We start from the raw sequence: 17,988 nt of genomic DNA on the forward strand, positions 1-17,988 counted from the left end.
CTCTGCCGCACGCAAATGCAAAAGACTGGCCGCTCCTCCGGAACATGCCGGGCGGCCAGACGTCGCATTCTCGTGCTGGAATTTCATGGCGGCGCCAGACCGGAACAAGGTCAGGTCAGCAACCGCAAATCAAGTGCAGGTTACATAATGCCCTTGCAGACTTTGCGCAAGAGCTTAGCCGTCATGGAAGACCTGCAGGCAAAGCATGGCTGAAACTGCAGTTAACCTTCTGTCAATACTCCGCCCTCTGCCGCCAGAGACTCACGCGTGTCGAGATCAAGCCGCGCCGCCAAGCCCAGTTCAACTTCGGCACAGACGTCATCATGGGCGGCGATGAGACGCCGGGCACCCGTATCACCTTGAAGTTGCATGAGGTCTTCACGGAAGCGCGTATCGATGAGCACGGGATTTCCGCGCTTGCCTTCTGCCGTCGCCACCACGATCAAATGCCCTTCGCTGCGGTCATGAGCCGCAATCAGCGCATCAATCATGGCGCCGGTGATGCGCGGCATATCCCCCAGCAGAATCACCACACCATCGAGATCCTGCGGCAAGGCCTGCAGCCCAAGCCGGATGGAACTGGCCATGCCCTCCGCAAAACCGGGGTTGATCACCGCCCGCACACTGGTTCCGTCCGCTTCCTTGCTCACCCGCTCCGCCATGTGCCCGGTGACCAGGATCACCTTTTCGAGCTGACTGGCACCTGCTGCCTCAATGACATGGCGCACGACGCTCTTGTCTGCCAGCTGCGCCAGAAGCTTGTTGCCCCCACCATGCGGCTGGAACTGCCGGCCGCCAGAATGATGCCGCCATAGCGCCCGCTGGCACTCGCGGCTGAAAACTTGCCCGCCCCCTGCTGGCGGGGTTGCGGGCGGCTGGCGATTTCCATCAGAAGACCGCCGACACCAAGCCCACTCACCACCTCTGGCGTCACGGGAAGTCCGGCCAGCAGGCGGTTCAACACCCAGTCGAAGCCGTTCTCCGCCGGGCTGCGGGCACAACCCGGCGCGCCGATCACCGGCATGCCATCCAGCTCTCCCAGGAGCATCAGGTTGCCAGGGTCCACCGGCATGCCGAAGTGAACGACCCTGCCACCGGCCATTTCGATCGCCGCAGGCAGAATATCGCGCCGGTCAGCAATGGCCGAAGCGCCAAAGAGCACGAAGAAATCTGCACCTTGGCTCTTAAGAGCCATGAGTGCCTCTGCGACTGCCTCACTGTCATGGGCGACCCGGTGTTCGGCAATCACCTCACTGCCAGAGGCTTCAAGCCGCCGCTCCAGCACCTTTCGGGTCTTGTCCATGGTGACCGGCTTCAGCTGCGGCAGCAGAGTTGCCACAAGCCCTACCCGGCGGGCGTGGTAAGGCGCGACGCGGATGGCCCCTGCTCCGGCCGCCTCCGCTGCAGCCAGATGGTGTTCAGCAACCGCATAAGGGATGATCTTGGCCGTTGCCACCATCCGGCCCTCCCTGACGGCGGCAAACTCCGGCAGGGTGGCGAAAGTCAGTGCCGGATCAATGCGATTCATGGCATCGACCTTCTTCCGGTCGATCACCAGTACGCCATTCACCTCAGCATGAAGATTCACCCGGCCGGTCTGCACCCCGTCACGGATCAAGCCACTGCCCGCGGCAGCCTTTGCCAGACGCTGGGCCGCCGTATTCTCATCCACATCGTCCGGCTCCAGCCGAGCAACCGTCACCTGCGTCAGCCCCGCTGCTTCCAGCGCGGCAATGTCAGCAACGGTGAGGCGATGCCCCTTTTTCAGCAAACCGTCTGCCGTGCGCGTGGCGTGGACCAGAAGCGCGCCTTCGGCTTGTGCCAAGGGGACGGGGCCGAACTGCATCAGCGGTCTCCACCCGGCTTGCGCAGCGCTGCGATCACCTCCGCCAGAACGGCAACAGCAATCTCCGCCGGGGAGGCTGCGCCGATATCCAGGCCGATTGGAGCACGGATGCGGGCAAGATCCGCCTGCGAAACACCCGCTGCCGCCAGCCGCTGCAGGCGGGCAGCGTGGGTTTTGCGGCTGCCAAGTGCGCCGACATAGAAACACCCGGCCCTCAGGGCGCTTTCAAGGGCAAAGTCATCAATCTTCGGATCATGGGTGACAGCAGCCACCGCCGTATAGGCATCAAGCGGATGAGCGCTCAAGGCATCTTGTGGCCATTCGGCCATCAACACATCCGCCGGAAAACGTTCCGGACTGGCAAAGGCCGTGCGCGGGTCAATCACCGTCACGTCGAACCCGGCAATCTGCGCCATGGGCAAAAGCGCCTGCGAGATATGCACGGCTCCAATGATCACAAGGCGCGGTGATGGTACGGAAACGGTGAGGAAGGATTGCGATCCATCATCAGCTGCCACCAGTCCGGACGCGCCGGAAAGGAACCGCTTTTCGAGCTCTGCGGCAAGGGGATCCGCAGATGCGACCGCACCCTTTTTCACCAGCCGCTGCGTGCCACTGGCAAGCTGCGTCACCAGAATGGCTGCCCGGCGGGCCGATCGTTCCTCATTGAGGGCGGCAAGAAGGTCAAGCTGCATGGGTCACCGGCTCCACATAGACGCGGATGCGCCCGCCGCAGGAAAGGCCAACCCGCCAGGCGGTTTCATCGGCGACACCAAACTCCAGCATGGAGGCCTTGCCGGAAGCGATCACGTCTGCCGCTTCGGCCACCACTGCGCCTTCGACACAGCCGCCGGAGACGGAGCCCTCAAAGTTGCCCTCTGCATCAATGACGAGATGGGAGCCAACCGGCCGGGGCGCGGAGCCCCAAGTCTCCACCACCGTCGCCACCGCCACCTTGCGGCCTGCCTTCACCCAGGCTTCTGCCACTGCCAGTTCATCCGCCATGGCTCTCTCCCTCATGGTCTTTCCCGTAAGGATATAGGGATGAGGCAGCCGCTGGAAAGCAAAACCCGTTCCCCTATGCCGGGCGCAGGAACGCAAGCCGGAAAAGAACAGCGCCCCGGAGGGCCGGGGCGCTGCAGCGGAACCAGGCATGATGGGTGCGCATGCCCGGGCCCGTTTGAAAAGCTGTAAAACGCGAGACAGCCGCAGCGGTTGCTGCGGCTGTCTCTGTTGTTCTTCCGTCATTCCCAGCCGGGAAGCGGATTACTCAGCCGCGTTGCGCGAAGCCGGAGCCGCAGCCAGAACGGAGCTGTCCACCGCATCCTCGAACTTGGCGAAGTTGTCGATGAACATCTGGACCAGCTTCTTGGCCTGCGCGTCATAAGCGGCCTTGTCAGCCCAGGTCTCGCGCGGGTTCAGGATGGCGCCGTCGACGCCCGGCACGGCTTCCGGCACGGCAAAGCCGAAGTTCGGGTCCATGCGGAAGGCGGCGCTCTTCAGCGAGCCATCCAGCGCCGCACGCAGCAGCGTGCGGGTTGCCTTGATCGGCATGCGGCTGCCGGTGCCATAGGCACCGCCCGTCCAGCCGGTGTTCACCAGCCAGCAATCAACGCCCTGCTCGGCGATGAGATCACGCAGCAGGTTGCCGTACTCGCTCGGGTGACGCGGGATGAAGGGGGCGCCGAAGCAGGTCGAGAAGGTCGCCTGCGGCTCGGTCACGCCCTTTTCCGTGCCAGCCACCTTCGCGGTGTAACCGGAGAGGAAGTGGTACATGGCCTGCGCCGGCGTCAGACGGGCGATCGGGGGCATCACACCGAAGGCATCGGCGGTCAGCATGATGATCGTCTTCGGCTGCGGTGCAACGCCCGTGGCGCTGGCGTTGGAGATGAAGTGGATCGGATAGGCTGCACGGGTGTTCTCGGTCTTCGAGCCGTTGTCGAAGTCCGGCACGCGGGCCTCATCCAGCACCACGTTCTCCAGAACGGTGCCGAAACGCTGCGTCGTGGAGAAAATCTCCGGCTCAGCTTCCTTCGACAGCTTGATGGTCTTGGCATAGCAGCCGCCTTCAAAGTTGAAGACGCCGGTCTTGCCCCAGCCATGCTCGTCGTCACCGATGAGGGTACGCTCCGGATCAGCGGAGAGCGTGGTCTTGCCGGTGCCTGACAGGCCGAAGAAGACAGCCGTGTCGCCATCCTTGCCCACGTTTGCCGAGCAATGCATCGGCATGACGCCCTGCGGCGGCAGCAGATAGTTGAGGAAGGTGAAGACCGACTTCTTCATTTCGCCGGCATAAGACGTGCCGCCGATGAGCACGATCATGCGCGACAGGTCGCAGGCGATGACCGTTTCGGAGCGGCAGCCATGACGGGCCGGATCAGCCTTGAAGTCCGGCAGATCAATGATGGTCATCTTCGGCACGAAGGTGGCCAGCTCTTCTGCCTTCGGGCGGATCAGCAGGTTGCGGATAAACAGCGAGTGCCAGGCAAACTGGGTATAGACACGCACGGGAAGACGATAAGCTGCCTCGGCGCCGCCGTAGAGATCCTGCGCGAACAGATCCTTACCCTTGGCATGATCGAGGAAGTCGCCCAGCAGAACGTCGAACTGCTCCGGCGTCATCTTTGCGTTGTTGTCCCACCAGACCTGATCTTCGGTCGAAGCATCACAGACGACGAACTTGTCCTTCGGCGAACGGCCCGTGTGGGTCCCGGTGTCAGCCACCAGAGCCCCGCCGGCCGACAGCCGCGCCTCACCGCGCTGCAGCGCGTATTCGTAAAGAGACGGCTCGTTCTGGTTCCAATAAATCGCACCGAGTCCCGTCAGGCCAATTGTTTCAAGGCCGCAGGCCGGGTTCCGGACACCTGTCTCTTTCATGATCGCGCAGTCCCTTAATCTGTCTACACGCGCCAGAGGGCCGGGGTATCGCATCTGATCTGCTGCCCCTCAAGTCCCGGCGCAGGCGGACCCTAGTTGATCTGCTGCTGCGCAACAAGAGAACAGAAAGGATGATTTGACCATTTAATCGATTAAAAAACAAAGACTTGGCACAGTGAATTATTTTGGATCGTGAATTTAAGCAAAACTGTGACGCAGAACACTTTGTCTTTCGCAGAACACACCCACATGACAGACGGGTGCCCAGGTTCCAACCGTATAAAAACGGAGGCTAATGGAACCGGCAGAAGATTAAAGAGTTGGTATGCAATTGCCTTTGCCTTATTTTATGCGCAATTGCGGGGCCAAAGGCTGAAGGTGAGTTACGACATTGACGGATCAAAGGACGAAGACCCGCATCATGCCGACTATTGCACTTGTCGACGATGACCGTAACATCCTGACTTCGGTTTCCATTGCATTGGAATCGGAAGGATACAGGGTCCAGACCTATACGGATGGCGCTTCCGCCCTGGATGGTCTTCTCAGCGACACGCCCAATCTTGCGATCTTCGACATCAAGATGCCGCGAATGGACGGAATGGAACTGCTGCGGCGGCTGCGCCAGTCTTCCGATCTTCCGGTCATCTTCCTCACCTCCAAGGATGATGAGATCGACGAACTGTTCGGCCTGAAGATGGGCGCGGACGATTTCATCCGCAAACCCTTCTCCCAGCGCCTGCTGGTCGAGCGGGTGCGCGCCGTTCTGCGCCGGGTCCAGCCGCGCGATGCCTCCGCCCCGCGCGAGGATGGCGACAAGCTGCTGGAACGCGGCCAGCTTCTGATGGATCAGGAGCGCCACACCTGCACCTGGAACGGCAAGCCGGTGACGCTGACCGTGACCGAGTTCCTCATTCTCTCGGCGCTGGCCCAGCGCCCGGGCGTAGTGAAGAGCCGCAATGCGCTGATGGACGCGGCCTACGACGATCAGGTCTATGTGGACGACCGGACCATCGACAGCCACATCAAGCGCCTGCGCAAGAAGTTCAAGATGGTGGACGACGACTTCGACATGATCGAGACCCTTTATGGCGTCGGCTACCGGTTCCGGGAGACCTGAGGGTTCCTGACGCCAGATGGCAACTGACACCGGGGAAGACATGCCCCTTCGCACGAAGGAGCAAGACGGCAGCGCCCGCGCAGAAGACAGCGCGGGCGAACGTGCGTCTCCGGCTGCCTTGCGGCACCTGGGCAATCCACGCCTGCGCCGAAGGTTCCTGAACCGGGCCGGCACGCTTCTCGGCACCTATGTCTTCTCCTCGCTGACCCGGCGCATCGTGGTGCTGAACCTTGCCGGGCTCATCGCGCTGGTGTCCGGTATTCTCTATCTGAACCAATTTCGCGCCGGGTTGATCGACGCACGCGTGCAGAGCCTTCTGACGCAGGGCGAAATTATCGCCGGCGCCATCGCGGCTTCCGCCACTGTGGACACGGGCGCCATCACCGTGGATCCGGAGCGCCTGTTGCAGATGCAGGCGGGCGAGACCCTGATGCCCAGCACGTCTGCGTTGGATTCGCTCGATTTTCCTGTCAACCCGGAGCGTGTCGGCCCCGTTCTGCGGCGCCTGATCTCACCAACCAAGACCCGCGCCCGGATCTATGATCCGCAAGGCATGCTGATCCTCGATTCACGCCAGCTCTACAGTCAGGTCATGCGCTACGATCTTTCTCCGCCCACAGCGGAGGAAGACGGCTTCTTCGACAGGATCTGGCAATCGGTCAAGCTGTGGCTGCGGCGCGGGGATCTTCCGGTCTATCAGGAAGCCGGAGCGGGTGACGGGTTGATCTATCCGGAAGTGGAGGCCGCCGTTTCGGGGTCGCCCGCCAGCATCGTGCGCCTGTCGCCGCGCGGCGAACTGATCGTCTCTGTGGCCGTGCCGATCCAGCGCTTCCGGCAGGTGGTGGGTGCACTGCTTCTCTCGACGCAAGGCGGAGACATTGACGCGATTGTCAGCGCCGAACGCATCGGCATCATCCGGGTGTTCATGGTGGCGGCCGGTGTGATGCTGGTCATGTCGATCCTGACGGCAGGCACCATCGCCGGCCCTGTGCGCCGTCTTGCAGCGGCGGCAGAACGGGTGCGGCGCGGCGGCAAGTCGCGGCAGGAAATCCCGGAATTCTCAGACCGTCAGGACGAAATCGGACATCTCGCGCGCTCCTTCCGCGACATGACCAACGCACTCTATAACCGCATGGACGCCATCGAGCGCTTTGCAGCCGATGTGGCGCATGAACTGAAGAACCCGCTGACTTCGCTGCGCAGCGCCGTGGAGACGCTGCCGCTGGCAAAGTCGGACAATTCCCGCGCAAGGCTGCTGGAGGTGATCCAGCATGACGTGCGCCGCCTTGACCGGCTGATCACGGATATTTCCGATGCCTCACGGCTGGACGCGGAACTGGCGCGCGGAAGTGCGGAAGCGCTGGATGCCAGCCGGCTCTTGCGAAATGTTGCCGACATGGCCAACCAGCGTGCTGCCGAAGACGCCCCACGGGTGATCCTGACCATCGCAGACGTGAAGAGTGCCGATGTGAAGGGCAGCAGCACCCGGCAGGACCGGCACGCCGAGAAGACGGCCGACAAGGCAGAGGACAAAGGCTACCTGATCCTCGGCCATGACAGCCGGCTGGCGCAGGTGATCAACAACCTGATCGACAATGCCCGCTCCTTCTCCCCCAGGCGGCACCGTGCGCATCGGCGCCAGCCGCAAGGGCAGCGCAGTCGTCATCACCATCGACGACGACGGTCCCGGCATCCGGGCTGAGAAGATCGAGCAGATCTTCGAGCGTTTCTATACCGACCGGCCTGACGGCGAGGCCTTCGGCAACAACTCCGGCCTTGGCCTGTCGATCTCCCGGCAGATCATCGAGGCGCATCGGGGCACGATCACGGCGGAGAACCGCACGGAAACAGACCCGGAAACCGGTGAGAAGACCATCCTGGGCGCCCGTTTCATCATCACACTGCCAGCGGGCAAAGGCGCATGAGCGAAACCATTCACCACGGCGGCTTGCTGGTGCATGGCTGCGCTGTCATCCTCGGCACGGCAGGCATTCTGATCAGGGGTGTTTCCGGTTCCGGCAAGTCGCGGCTGGCGGCGGAGCTGGTGGAGCGGGCAGGCCGCAACGGGCATTTCGCCGCCCATGTGGCCGATGACCAGTGCCTGCTGGACGCGACGGTGGCTGGCTTGAGAGCGCGGGCACCGCAGTCCATCGCCGGGCTGGCGGAGCTGCGGGGGCGGGGATCGTCCCTGTCGTCCATGAGCCCGCGGCGCTGATCAGCCTCGTGGCTGATCTTGAGCCGGCAGCAAAAATCGAGCGCATGCCGGAGGCAGACGCCCTCTATACCCTGCTGCTTGACCGCAGGATTGCCCGCCAGCCGCTGCCCTCCGGCGATGCAGCAGGCGCAGTGGCCTTGATCCGGGAGGCCTTGCGCGCAATTTATCCGGGAAAGCGGCCGCCTGTTTAGGCCGTGTTAATGAGAAAACTGCTTGCTTTGGGCGCCACGCTTGCCGACATTGCGGCAACAGCGTTCAGATCCGGCGCAAGCCCCGGGAAACCGGACAGACCGGACCCACGACGAAAGACACAGGTCGGCAAGGCATGATTGGACTGGTACTCGTGACCCATGGCCGCTTGGCGGAAGAGTTCAAGGCGGCACTTGAGCACGTGGTTGGCCCGCAGACGCAGGTCGCAACGATTGCGATCGGTCCGGAAGACAACATGGAGCAGCGCCGTCAGGATATTCTCGGCGCCGTCGAGGAAGTAAACACTGGTGCTGGTGTCGTCCTTCTGACCGACATGTTCGGTGGCACGCCCTCGAACCTTGCCATCTCCGTTATGGACGGCAAGACCATTGAGGTGATTGCCGGGGTGAACCTGCCGATGCTGATCAAGCTGGCCAGCGTGCGCGCCGACCGGGGCCTTGCCGATGCGGTGGAAGAAGCCCGCAAGGCCGGCCAGAAATACATCTCCGTTGCCAGCCAGGTTCTGTCTGGCAACGGCTGACGCCAGCGCCCCGAAGAAAGACCCTGACCAACATGGATGCCGCACCGCAAATGAACCGCCTCGAACGCAGCCTGCTGATCGTCAACCAGCGGGGCCTTCACGCCCGCGCTTCTGCCAAGCTTGTGAAGCTGGTGGATACGTTCAACGCGGATGTGCGCGTGTCGAAGGACGGGCAGACGGTGGGCGGCACGTCGATCATGGGCCTGATGATGCTGGCCGCGGCGCCGGGCTGCTGCATTCACGTGGAAGTGACCGGCCCCGAAGCCGAAGCCGCCATGACCGCCATCGCCGCGCTTGTGGCAGACAGGTTCGGCGAGGAGGATTGAAGGCAAAGCTCCTTCGTCCCCCGTCTGCAAAAATCTCCCTCTGAATTCGAGAGCCAGCCGAGCACGCTTGAGTGCGCCGGGCATTTGCGCGCGCCGCGCCAACACTCCCTTAACCGCGTTCCTGCATTCCTGCCTTCATATAAAGAAATCTTTATATCCGCATTGATAGGGCTGAAAGGCCGCTATATAAGGGGCGGAATGGGATTCCGGGGCTGTTGCCGTGAGGCAAGCAGGCCTGGCCGGGCGCATCGCGCCTTCGTGCCGCCAGCGGGCGGCTGCTGAAACAGATCAGAACAGGATCAGGTCATGACCGACTATATCGTCAAGGACATCAAGCTCGCCGACTGGGGCCGGACGGAAATCGAGATCGCCGAAACCGAAATGCCGGGCCTGATGGCAAGCCGCGCCGAATTCGCCGCTTCCCAGCCGCTGAAGGGTGCCCGCATTGCAGGTTCCCTGCACATGACCATCCAGACGGCCGTGCTCATCGAGACGCTGGTGGCCCTGGGCGCCGAAGTCCGCTGGGCTTCCTGCAACATCTACTCCACCCAGGATCAGGCTGCTGCTGCCATTGCCGCTGCCGGCATTCCGGTCTTCGCTATCAAGGGCGAGACGCTGGAAGAGTATTGGGATTATGCCGACCGGATCTTCGACTTCCCGGAAGGCGCCAACATGATCCTCGACGATGGCGGCGATGCCACGCTCTACATCCTGCTCGGCGCCCGCGTCGAAGCCGGTGAGACCAGCCTCATCGAGAACCCGAAGTCGGAAGAGGAAGAATACCTCTTTGCCCAGATCAAGAAGCGCATGGCCAAGAACCCGGGCTGGTTCACCAAGCAGCGCGATCTGATCCAGGGCGTCACCGAAGAGACCACCACCGGCGTGCTGCGCCTTTACGAGATGCAGAAGAAGGGTCAGCTGCCCTTCCCGGCCATCAACGTGAACGACAGCGTCACCAAGTCCAAGTTCGACAACCGCTATGGCTGCCGTGAATCGCTGGTGGACGGCATCCGCCGCGGCACCGACGTGATGATGTCGGGCAAGGTCGCCGTGGTCTGCGGTTATGGCGATGTGGGCAAGGGCTCGGCCCAGTCGCTGGCTGGCGCTGGCGCACGCGTCATCGTCACCGAAATCGACCCGATCTGCGCCCTGCAGGCCGCCATGGACGGCTTCGATGTGAAGACGCTGGATCAGGTGGCTGGCACGGCTGATATCTTCGTCACCGCGACGGGCAACAAGGACATCATCACCCTCGACCACATGCGGGCGATGAAGGACATGGCCATCGTCTGCAACATCGGCCACTTCGACAACGAGATCCAGGTTGCCGCGCTGAAGAACCTGCAGTGGCGCCCGGTCAAGGATCAGGTCGACATGGTCGTCTTCCCGGACGGCAAGCGCATGATCCTTCTGTCGCAGGGCCGCCTCGTCAACCTTGGCAATGCCACCGGCCATCCGAGCTTCGTGATGTCCGCCAGCTTCACCAACCAGGTGCTGGCCCAGATCGAGCTCTTCACCCGTGGCGATCAGTACAAGAACGAGGTCTATGTGCTGCCGAAGCATCTGGATGAGAAGGTCGCACGCCTGCACCTCGCCAAGCTGGGCGTCACGTTAACCGAACTGTCGGACGATCAGGCCCAATATCTGGGGATTAACAAGACCGGTCCGTTCAAGTCGGAGCACTACAAGTACTGATTTCACGCAAGCGGCACACCATATCTTGTGCCTTGCGAAATCTGACCTGCGTAGAAGCACAAATACAGGCCCCGTCCACCCGGACGGGGCCTGTTAACTTTTCATCAACAGACTCTTTAGCGCGATTCCCGAACAAGGTATGGTCAAGACGAATCAGGGAATTGAGGCAGCTCCCTGACGACTCCGGCCTCCGGCCGGACTGAATGGCGGCAAAAGAGGTACACAGATGCCGGTAGGCGGCGGTTCACGCTTGCGCAAGGGCGCAGGGCGGCGGAGACGGATTCTGAAAACGCTCTCCCTCTCGGGCGTGAGCGCCCTTGCCCTCGCCGCCAGCATGGGTGGCAGCCTGGCTCAGGCCGCAAGCACCCCAACCGGACAATTCGGCGCCGACCAGATGGTCTGGCTTGCCGCCCTTGGTGGCGCCTGCGCCTTTGCCGTAACAGCCTCCTTCGCCTTCCTGCGCAACCGCCGCACCAGCGCTGCCCGCATCAGTGCGCTTTCGCGCGAAAACCGCGATCTCAAGCTTTTCGTCGACCGGCTCGAATCCATGCTCAACACCGAAGAGCAGCGGATCATCGCCTGGACCGGACTGGGTGAACGCCCCGGCCTCACACCCCATGTCTGGGGCAACTTGCCAGACACCTGTGGCGCGCCGCGCAGCGCAGCCCAGCTTTTGAGCTTTGGCAGCTGGCTGGATACGAAATCGGCCGAACTGCTGGAAGATCATCTCGCCCGCCTGCGCAGCATCGGCGAGGCGTTCTGCATCACGCTGGAAACCCGCCAGCGAACCTATATCGAGGCTGTGGGCCGCACGGCGGGCGCCGCTTCTGTGCTGCGTCTGCGCGATTTGACCGGCGACCGCCAGTCGCAGGCCGAACTTGCTGCCCGCAATGCCCGCCTTTCCGGCGAGCTGTACATGCTGCACGCCCTGCTGGAGGCCATGCCTGCCCCTGCCTGGCAGAGCGATGCGGAAGGCCGCGTCAGCTGGGCCAACCGCGCCTATGCCCGTGCCGTGGACTGCGCTTCGCCTGAAGCCGCCGTCAGCGGCGGCGTGGAGTTCCTCGATGCGCCGGCCCGCGAAGCCATGGGCCGCGAGCGCAACGACGACGGCTGCTTCCGCTCCCGCATGCCGATTGTGGCTGCCGGTGAGCGCCGGGTCTTTGAAGTGACGGATGTTCGCTCCAACGTCGGCAGCGCGGGCATTGCCATCGACATTTCCGAGCTGGACCGCACCAAGAAGGAACTGAAGCGCACCGAGGAGTTCCACGGGCGCACGCTGGATCAACTGGCAACGGCGGTGGCCATCTACGGTGCCGACCGCAAGCTGCAGTTCTACAACGCTGCCTTCCGCGCCCTGTGGGATCTGGACACCGGCTTCCTCGACGGGCAGCCGGAAGACGGCATCGTGCTCGACACGCTGCGCGCCGGGCGCAAGCTGCCCGAGCAGGCCGATTACCGCGTCTGGCGTACCAAGATGCTGGAAAGCTATCAGTCGCTCGAGGCGCGCGAAAGCTGGTGGCATCTGCCGGACGGCCGCACGCTGCGCGTCATCGCCAACCCGCATCCGCAGGGCGGCGTAACCTACATCTACGAGAACGTGACCGAGCGGCTGGATCTCGAAAGCCGCTACAACGCCCTGATCCGCGTGCAGGGCGAAACGCTGGACAATCTGTCCGAAGCCGTCGCCGTGTTCGGCTCTGATGGCCGCCTGCGTCTGTGGAACCCGGCCTTCAGCGAAATCTGGGCCATGCCGGAAGACCAGCTTTCGGTGATGCCGCATGTCAATGACATCGTGAACACCTGCGCGGCCAACACCGGCGAAATGGACGCATGGCGCCAGCTGGCAGGCTCCATCACCGGGCTGATGGACAGCCGCACACATCTGGCCGGCCGTATGGAGCGGCGGAATGGCTCTGTGCTGGACTATGCCACCGTGCCGCTGCCCGATGGCGGCACACTGGTGACCTTCGTTAACGTTACCGACAGCGTGAACATGGAGCGTGCGCTCGTTGAAAAGAACGAGGCGTTGCAACAGGCAGACGATCTGAAGAACGCCTTCATCCAGCACGTTTCCTACGAGCTGCGCTCGCCGCTGACCAACATCATCGGCTTCGCCCAGCTTCTGTCCGATCCGAAATTCGGCGAGCTTTCCGACAAGCAGGGCGAATACGCAGAGTATATTCTCTCCTCGTCTTCGGCGCTGCTGGCCATCATCAACGACATTCTCGACCTTGCCACCATCGATGCGGGCATCATGGAGCTGGACCTCAGCGAAGTGGATGTGGCGCAGACCGTGTCTGCTGCCGTCGAGGGCCTCAAGGACCGGCTGGTGGAATCGCAGATCGTGCTGCGCACGAATGTGCCCGACGGTATCGGAACCATGCTGGCGGATGAACGCCGGCTGCGGCAGGTGCTGTTCAACCTGATTTCCAATGCCGTGCGCTATTCCGAGGAAGGCGGCGTCATCGATGTAACCTGCATCCGGCAGGGCGCCAGCGTCGTCTTCACCGTCAAGGATCATGGCTGCGGCATTCCGCAGGAGATGATCGAGGCCGTATTCAACCGCTTCGTCGGTCATGACTCAGGCTCAAGACGGCGCGGTGCAGGGCTCGGCCTGTCCATCGTCAAGAGCTTCGTGGAGCTGCATGGCGGCCATGTTGAGATCCAGTCACGGGAGGGGAACGGCACGACCGTGACCTGCACGTTTCCCGCCAAGCCCGAAGTGACCGGCCGGGTTGCTGCCGAGTAGGCCCGGCATGAGCACCCTGCCCCCATTGCCTGCCCTGTCCCTCACCATTCCCGATGAAGCCGCCATGGTGCGGCTGGCCGAAGACATGGCGGCCATCCTTGGCCCCGGTGATGTGATCGCGCTCAGCGGAGACCTGGGCGCGGGCAAATCCACCTTCAGCCGCGCCCTGCTGCGCGCCTTTGCCGGTGACCCCGCGCTGGAAGTGCCGAGCCCCACCTTCACCCTCGTTCAGACCTATGATCTTGGCCGTCTGACCATTTCTCATCTTGATCTTTACCGGCTGGAAGAGCCGGAGGAGCTGGAGGAACTGGGGCTGGAAGATTTGACGGCCACGGGCGCTGCGCTGATCGAATGGCCGGAAAAGGCCGGCCGTTTTCTGCCCGCCAGCCGGCTGATCCTGTCCATTGCCCATTCTGGAGCAGATGACGCCAGAGAGGTCACATTCTCGTTTGCCAGTCCTGCCGCTGAAGGCCTCTGGGCGCAGCGGCTGGCGCGGACGCAGCGCATCCGGGCGCTGGCGGAGGAGGCAGGTCTCACAGGCGCAGAGCGGCGCTATCTGACCGGAGACGCTTCGGCACGCGCCTACGAGGTGATACGCACGCCGCAAAAATCTGCGGTGCTGATGAACTCTCCCGCCGCCTATGAACTGGCAAAGCCGGGCGAAATGCCCAGCTACAGCGAGACCGTGCACCGCGCCCGCACAGTCGATGCCTTCATCGCGCTGACCGGCGAGCTGCGCCGTCGCGGCTACAGCGCACCGGAACTTTATGCCATCGACCGGGAGGCGGGCCTGCTGCTGCAGGAGAACCTTGGCGGTGCAGGCATCATCACGCCGGACCGCCATCCCATCCCGGAGCGCTATGCCGCCGCCGCAGAGCTTCTGGCGGACATGCATGCAGCCACGGACTGGCCGCAGGAACTGCCCGTTACCGGCGTGGATGGCATGGAGCTCGCACGTCACAACATCCCGGCCTATTCGGAACATGCCCTGCTGACGGAGGCCGACCTTTTCTGGAGTGGTATGTGCCCTGGCGCGCCGGAGCTGATCTTGCCGGCCTGCCCGCAACCCCGAATGCTGAGGAGCGGGCGGAGTACCGCGCGCTGTGGCAGATGGCCTTTGCCCGGATCGCAGGTGCCCAGACTGGCTGGGTGATGCGGGACTATCACTCTCCCAACATCCTGTGGCTGACGGAACGTGAGGGGCACGCGAAGCTGGGCCTCATCGACTATCAGGACTGTGTCCTTGGCCCCGTCGCCTATGACCTTGCCTCTCTGCTTCTCGATGCAAGGGTGGATATCCCGCCCGCGCTGGAAGACGAATTGCTGGCCGACTATCTCGCGCGCCGCAAGGCACAGGATACCGGCTTTGACGAAGAGCTGTTCCGGGCCGCCTATGCAGTCATGGGCGCGCAACGCATTGCCAAGATCCTGGGCGCCTTCGTGCGGCTGAAATATGCCTATGGCAAGCCGCACTACATGGCTCACATGCCGCGCATGACAGACTATCTCGACCGCACCCTTGCCCATCCCGCGCTGGCGGAACTGGCTGACTGGTTCCGGGCACGGGTGAGTTAACCCGCGCCATCCATGGGCATTTGCAAGGCGTCAGACGCCGGATCCCTGATGCCTTACGATCTGGCCTTGACGTAGACCCAGGCCAGCTTTCCGGACTTCAGCTGCGCCTCGACCCGGATGTAATCATCCACCTCATAGGCATCTGCGGAGGCCAGTTCCTCGTCCGTGATGGTAAACACGGTGCCCTTCACTTCATCGTCCGGATTGCTGCTGGGCACGACCACCGGGTGGAACCGCTGTCCGCTCTGGCGCAGAACCTCGGGATCGGTGATCTCGATCATGCTGGTTGTGTAGCCGGTCATGGCATCCTCTTCTCCCGAAAGCAGCCGCCCGAAGGAAGACTGCTGCACGGAAGGCAGCTGCAGCGTGCCATAGGAAAAGAGCAGAACGGATGCATTCACTGTCATGGCAAACTCCGGACCGGAATTTCGAGGCCCCCACCACGAACGCCTGTTTTTTACACAGCTGGAGAAGCTGGTCAAAGGATGCATCGTGATAAATGCTCATGTGCCATCAAGTTTAAGCCAACCTCTGCCCATACTGCTGGATCCTGGTGGCATAGGGCTCACAAGCCGCACCTGGCCCCACTTGCCTTGAGGGCGCGAAGCAGGCACTGCTAGGCAGAAGCCCCTGCTTGCCGGGGGCAACGGCATTTCCTATCTCCGGCGGGTGATTTCAACCGGAGCAGCTTGCAGGTTTCTGATGACGAACGGCATTTTCCGTCCCCATAGCGCAATGATCCTGGCTGCCGGGCTTGGCAAGCGCATGCGCCCGATCACGGCGACGACGCCAAAGCCCCTGATCGAGGTGAATGGCAAGGCGCTGATCGACCATGGCATGGACAAACTGGCGGCTGCCGGGGTGAAGCGTTGCGTCGTCAACGTGCATTACCTGGCCGATCTGGTGGAGGTGCATGCCCGCCGCCGCAAGGACCTTGAGATCATCATTTCCGACGAGCGCGAGGCCCTGCTGGAAACCGGCGGCGGCATCACCAAGGCACTGCCGCTGCTGGGCGATGACCCGTTCTTCGTGCTGAATGCCGACACCGCCTATTGGGTGGAAGGGGTGAGACCCAATCTGGAACACCTGATCGACGCCTTTGACCCGGAGCGCATGGATGCGCTGCTGCTGCTCTCCGACATGGTGAACAGCGCCGGTTATCATGGGCGCGGCGATTTCCTGATGGACCCGAACGGCATTCTGGAACGCCGCCCCGAACGCTCGGTTGCACCCTTTGCCTATGCGGGCGCGGCCATTCTGCATCCGCGCCTCTTCCGCGATGCGCCAGAAGGCAAGTTCTCGCTCAACGTGCTGTTTGACCGGGCAATCGAAGCCGGGCGTCTGCATGGCACGCTGATGGAAGGCATCTGGCTGCATATCGGCACGCCGGAAGCCATTGCTGAGGCGGAACTCGCCGTGCGCGAAAGCGCGGACTGAAACCCGATCCAGACGGCAGGCAGAGGCAGATGGCAGCGCGGATTTTCTCCATTCCGCCCTCGGCGGATTTTTCCCGGGAGCTGATCGCAGCGCTGGTGGAAGGACGGCTGATCGAGGGCTTCCGCCCGCTTGATGATCCGCTGCTGCTCTCCGATGTCACCCTCTACCTGCCGACCCGCCGCGCCGCACGTGCCCTTCCCGCGCTGGTGCAGGAAATGTTCGGCGGGCGTCCCGTTCTGCTGCCGCGCATCCGCCCGCTGGGTGACGCGGATGAGGACTTGCAGCTTCTCTCCGCCCCCGGCGATGGCGAGGCGCTGCCGCCTGAACTGCCGCCGCTGGAGCGCAAGCTGGCGATGACGCGGCTGGTGATGGGCTGGAAGGCGGCGCTGCGCCGCCAGGTGCTGGCCCTTGGCGAGGATGAGCCGCTGGGCCTTCCCGCTTCCGCCGCTGATGCCGCTTGGCTGGCCGGTGACCTCATCACCCTGATGGACGAGCTGGAAACCGAGGAAGCTGACTGGTCGGCGCTCGCCGGCCTCGTGCCGGAGGACCACGCCCGCTACTGGCAGGTGACGCTCGAATTCCTCGATATCGTGCGCCTTGCCTGGCCTGCGTATCTGGCCGAATGTGGCGCCATGGACCCCAAGGCCCGCCGTTCGGCGCTGATCCGGCGTGAGGCAGAGCGCCTGCGCCTCAACCCGCCCAAGGGCCCCGTAATCGCCGCCGGATCAACCGGCACCGTGCCTGCCACCGCCGAACTGCTGCAAGCCATTGCAGACCTGCCGCAAGGCGCCATCGTGCTGCCGGGGCTGGACATGCGTATGGATGATGCGTCCTGGGCAGCCCTTGGCCGCGCCCCGCAGCGGCGGGTGAATGCGGGCAAGGCCGCCCTGCCGCAGGACGAGCCCAGCGCCAACGGGCATCCGCAATATGGCTTGAAGCAGCTGCTCGACCGGCTGGGCGTGGACCGGCGCGAGGTGGTGCAGCTTTGCCTGCCGGAAACGCCGCAGCTGGCCGCCCGCGAAGCGCTGGTGAGCGAGGCCCTGCGCCCGGCATCGACCACCGACGAATGGACCTCCTTCCTGCAGCAGACCCCGGCGGAAGAACGCAAGGCGGCGCTTGACGGGGTGGAGCTGGTGATTGCCCGCAACGAAGCCGGGGAGGCGCTGAGCCTTGCCATCGCCCTGCGCGAAGCGGTGGAGCGCGGCGAGACGGCGGCGCTCGTTTCCCCGACCGCCTGCTCGCCCGCCGCGTGGCGGAAGAGCTGGGCCGCTGGAACATCACCGTGGATGACAGTGCCGGACGCCCGCTCGACCAGACGCCGCCCGCCGTGCTGGCCATGCTGGCCGCACGCCTTGCGCTCGAAGGCTGCGCGCCGCTGGATCTGCTGGCCCTGCTGAAACATCCGCTGGCCCGCCTCG

General features: G+C 63.3%; 14 protein-coding genes and 3 pseudogenes. 12 read left to right on the forward strand and 5 right to left on the reverse strand.

Features of this window, described 5'->3' with window-relative positions; genetic code table 11:
* Nucleotides 1–221 precede the first annotated feature (221 nt).
* The 4 genes and pseudogenes from ACQB61_RS17430 to ACQB61_RS17445 form a co-directional block, all read right to left on the reverse strand.
* A pseudogene (locus ACQB61_RS17430) lies at nucleotides 222–1,846 on the reverse strand (NTP transferase domain-containing protein).
* Complete coding sequence (locus ACQB61_RS17435; RefSeq protein ID WP_430513650.1) at nucleotides 1,846–2,541, reverse strand: XdhC family protein; 696 nt, start codon at nucleotides 2,539–2,541, stop codon at nucleotides 1,846–1,848. Before ACQB61_RS17435 ends, ACQB61_RS17430 begins: the two are co-directional and overlap by 1 nt.
* Nucleotides 2,531–2,851: an XdhC family protein gene (locus ACQB61_RS17440; RefSeq protein WP_334250518.1), complete on the reverse strand. Its 321-nt coding sequence runs from the start codon at nucleotides 2,849–2,851 to the stop codon at nucleotides 2,531–2,533. Before ACQB61_RS17440 ends, ACQB61_RS17435 begins: the two co-directional genes overlap by 11 nt.
* A gap of 261 nt (nucleotides 2,852–3,112) precedes the next feature.
* Nucleotides 3,113–4,723: a phosphoenolpyruvate carboxykinase gene (locus ACQB61_RS17445; protein ID WP_430513651.1), complete on the reverse strand. Its 1,611-nt coding sequence runs from the start codon at nucleotides 4,721–4,723 to the stop codon at nucleotides 3,113–3,115.
* A 421-nt stretch (nucleotides 4,724–5,144) separates the two neighbouring features.
* Here ACQB61_RS17445 and ACQB61_RS17450 point away from each other — a divergent pair, with 421 nt between their 5' ends.
* From ACQB61_RS17450 to ACQB61_RS17495, 10 genes and pseudogenes are all read left to right on the forward strand, one after another.
* A complete protein-coding gene (locus tag ACQB61_RS17450) occupies nucleotides 5,145–5,843 on the forward strand; it encodes a response regulator transcription factor (RefSeq protein WP_430513652.1) in 699 nt (232 codons plus the stop codon).
* Nucleotides 5,844–5,883: 40 nt separating this feature from the next.
* Nucleotides 5,884–7,768 (forward strand): annotated as a pseudogene (locus tag ACQB61_RS17455) (stimulus-sensing domain-containing protein).
* Nucleotides 7,765–8,058, forward strand: coding sequence for an HPr kinase/phosphorylase (locus ACQB61_RS17460; RefSeq protein WP_430513653.1), 294 nt, complete (start codon nucleotides 7,765–7,767; stop codon nucleotides 8,056–8,058). Before ACQB61_RS17455 ends, ACQB61_RS17460 begins: the two are co-directional and overlap by 4 nt.
* A gap of 8 nt (nucleotides 8,059–8,066) precedes the next feature.
* A complete protein-coding gene (locus ACQB61_RS17465; protein ID WP_430513654.1) occupies nucleotides 8,067–8,249 on the forward strand; it encodes a hypothetical protein in 183 nt (60 codons plus the stop codon).
* Nucleotides 8,250–8,383: 134 nt separating this feature from the next.
* Nucleotides 8,384–8,788, forward strand: coding sequence for a PTS sugar transporter subunit IIA (locus ACQB61_RS17470; RefSeq protein WP_019963681.1), 405 nt, complete (start codon nucleotides 8,384–8,386; stop codon nucleotides 8,786–8,788).
* Nucleotides 8,789–8,820: 32 nt separating this feature from the next.
* Nucleotides 8,821–9,114 (forward strand): HPr family phosphocarrier protein, encoded by a 294-nt coding sequence (locus tag ACQB61_RS17475; RefSeq protein WP_430513655.1) that lies wholly within the window; start codon nucleotides 8,821–8,823, stop codon nucleotides 9,112–9,114.
* Between the two features lie 306 nt (nucleotides 9,115–9,420).
* Nucleotides 9,421–10,809: an adenosylhomocysteinase gene (gene ahcY / locus ACQB61_RS17480; RefSeq protein WP_430513656.1), complete on the forward strand. Its 1,389-nt coding sequence runs from the start codon at nucleotides 9,421–9,423 to the stop codon at nucleotides 10,807–10,809.
* Between the two features lie 226 nt (nucleotides 10,810–11,035).
* Nucleotides 11,036–13,558, forward strand: a complete 2,523-nt coding sequence (locus ACQB61_RS17485; protein ID WP_430513657.1) for an ATP-binding protein — start codon at nucleotides 11,036–11,038, stop codon at nucleotides 13,556–13,558.
* 85 nt (nucleotides 13,559–13,643) lie between these two features.
* Nucleotides 13,644–13,943: pseudogene (gene tsaE, locus ACQB61_RS17490) on the forward strand (tRNA (adenosine(37)-N6)-threonylcarbamoyltransferase complex ATPase subunit type 1 TsaE); the annotation flags it as partial.
* Nucleotides 13,944–14,581: 638 nt separating this feature from the next.
* The gene (locus ACQB61_RS17495) at nucleotides 14,582–15,133 is read left to right on the forward strand and encodes an aminoglycoside phosphotransferase family protein (RefSeq protein WP_430513658.1); all 552 of its coding nucleotides are present in this window, start codon (nucleotides 14,582–14,584) and stop codon (nucleotides 15,131–15,133) included.
* A 53-nt stretch (nucleotides 15,134–15,186) separates the two neighbouring features.
* On the opposite strand, the gene ACQB61_RS17500 is transcribed toward ACQB61_RS17495, so the two are convergent.
* Nucleotides 15,187–15,540 (reverse strand): gamma-glutamylcyclotransferase family protein, encoded by a 354-nt coding sequence (locus tag ACQB61_RS17500; protein WP_430513659.1) that lies wholly within the window; start codon nucleotides 15,538–15,540, stop codon nucleotides 15,187–15,189.
* Between the two features lie 295 nt (nucleotides 15,541–15,835).
* Between ACQB61_RS17500 and ACQB61_RS17505 the strand changes: the two genes are divergently transcribed.
* Complete coding sequence (locus ACQB61_RS17505; protein WP_430513660.1) at nucleotides 15,836–16,570, forward strand: nucleotidyltransferase family protein; 735 nt, start codon at nucleotides 15,836–15,838, stop codon at nucleotides 16,568–16,570.
* A gap of 29 nt (nucleotides 16,571–16,599) precedes the next feature.
* Nucleotides 16,600–17,967: a hypothetical protein gene (locus ACQB61_RS17510; protein WP_430513661.1), complete on the forward strand. Its 1,368-nt coding sequence runs from the start codon at nucleotides 16,600–16,602 to the stop codon at nucleotides 17,965–17,967.
* The last annotated feature ends 21 nt before the right edge of the window (nucleotides 17,968–17,988 follow it).

The organism is Pannonibacter phragmitetus, assembly GCF_050510895.1.
Lineage (GTDB): Bacteria > Pseudomonadota > Alphaproteobacteria > Rhizobiales > Stappiaceae > Pannonibacter > Pannonibacter phragmitetus_B.

What these genes read in the sequence shown, in the direction of transcription:
- ACQB61_RS17450 (WP_430513652.1), top strand. Translation starts at nt 5,145, where the DNA reads ATGCCGACTATTGCACTTGTCGACGATGACCGTAACATCCTGACTTCG.
- ACQB61_RS17500 (WP_430513659.1), bottom strand. Translation starts at nt 15,540, where the DNA reads ATGACAGTGAATGCATCCGTTCTGCTCTTTTCCTATGGCACGCTGCAG.
- ACQB61_RS17475 (WP_430513655.1), top strand. Translation starts at nt 8,821, where the DNA reads ATGGATGCCGCACCGCAAATGAACCGCCTCGAACGCAGCCTGCTGATC.
- ACQB61_RS17505 (WP_430513660.1), top strand. Translation starts at nt 15,836, where the DNA reads ATGACGAACGGCATTTTCCGTCCCCATAGCGCAATGATCCTGGCTGCC.
- ACQB61_RS17510 (WP_430513661.1), top strand. Translation starts at nt 16,600, where the DNA reads ATGGCAGCGCGGATTTTCTCCATTCCGCCCTCGGCGGATTTTTCCCGG.
- ACQB61_RS17485 (WP_430513657.1), top strand. Translation starts at nt 11,036, where the DNA reads ATGCCGGTAGGCGGCGGTTCACGCTTGCGCAAGGGCGCAGGGCGGCGG.
- ACQB61_RS17470 (WP_019963681.1), top strand. Translation starts at nt 8,384, where the DNA reads ATGATTGGACTGGTACTCGTGACCCATGGCCGCTTGGCGGAAGAGTTC.
- ACQB61_RS17445 (WP_430513651.1), bottom strand. Translation starts at nt 4,723, where the DNA reads ATGAAAGAGACAGGTGTCCGGAACCCGGCCTGCGGCCTTGAAACAATT.
- ACQB61_RS17460 (WP_430513653.1), top strand. Translation starts at nt 7,765, where the DNA reads ATGAGCGAAACCATTCACCACGGCGGCTTGCTGGTGCATGGCTGCGCT.
- ACQB61_RS17440 (WP_334250518.1), bottom strand. Translation starts at nt 2,851, where the DNA reads ATGGCGGATGAACTGGCAGTGGCAGAAGCCTGGGTGAAGGCAGGCCGC.
- ACQB61_RS17435 (WP_430513650.1), bottom strand. Translation starts at nt 2,541, where the DNA reads ATGCAGCTTGACCTTCTTGCCGCCCTCAATGAGGAACGATCGGCCCGC.
- ahcY (WP_430513656.1), top strand. Translation starts at nt 9,421, where the DNA reads ATGACCGACTATATCGTCAAGGACATCAAGCTCGCCGACTGGGGCCGG.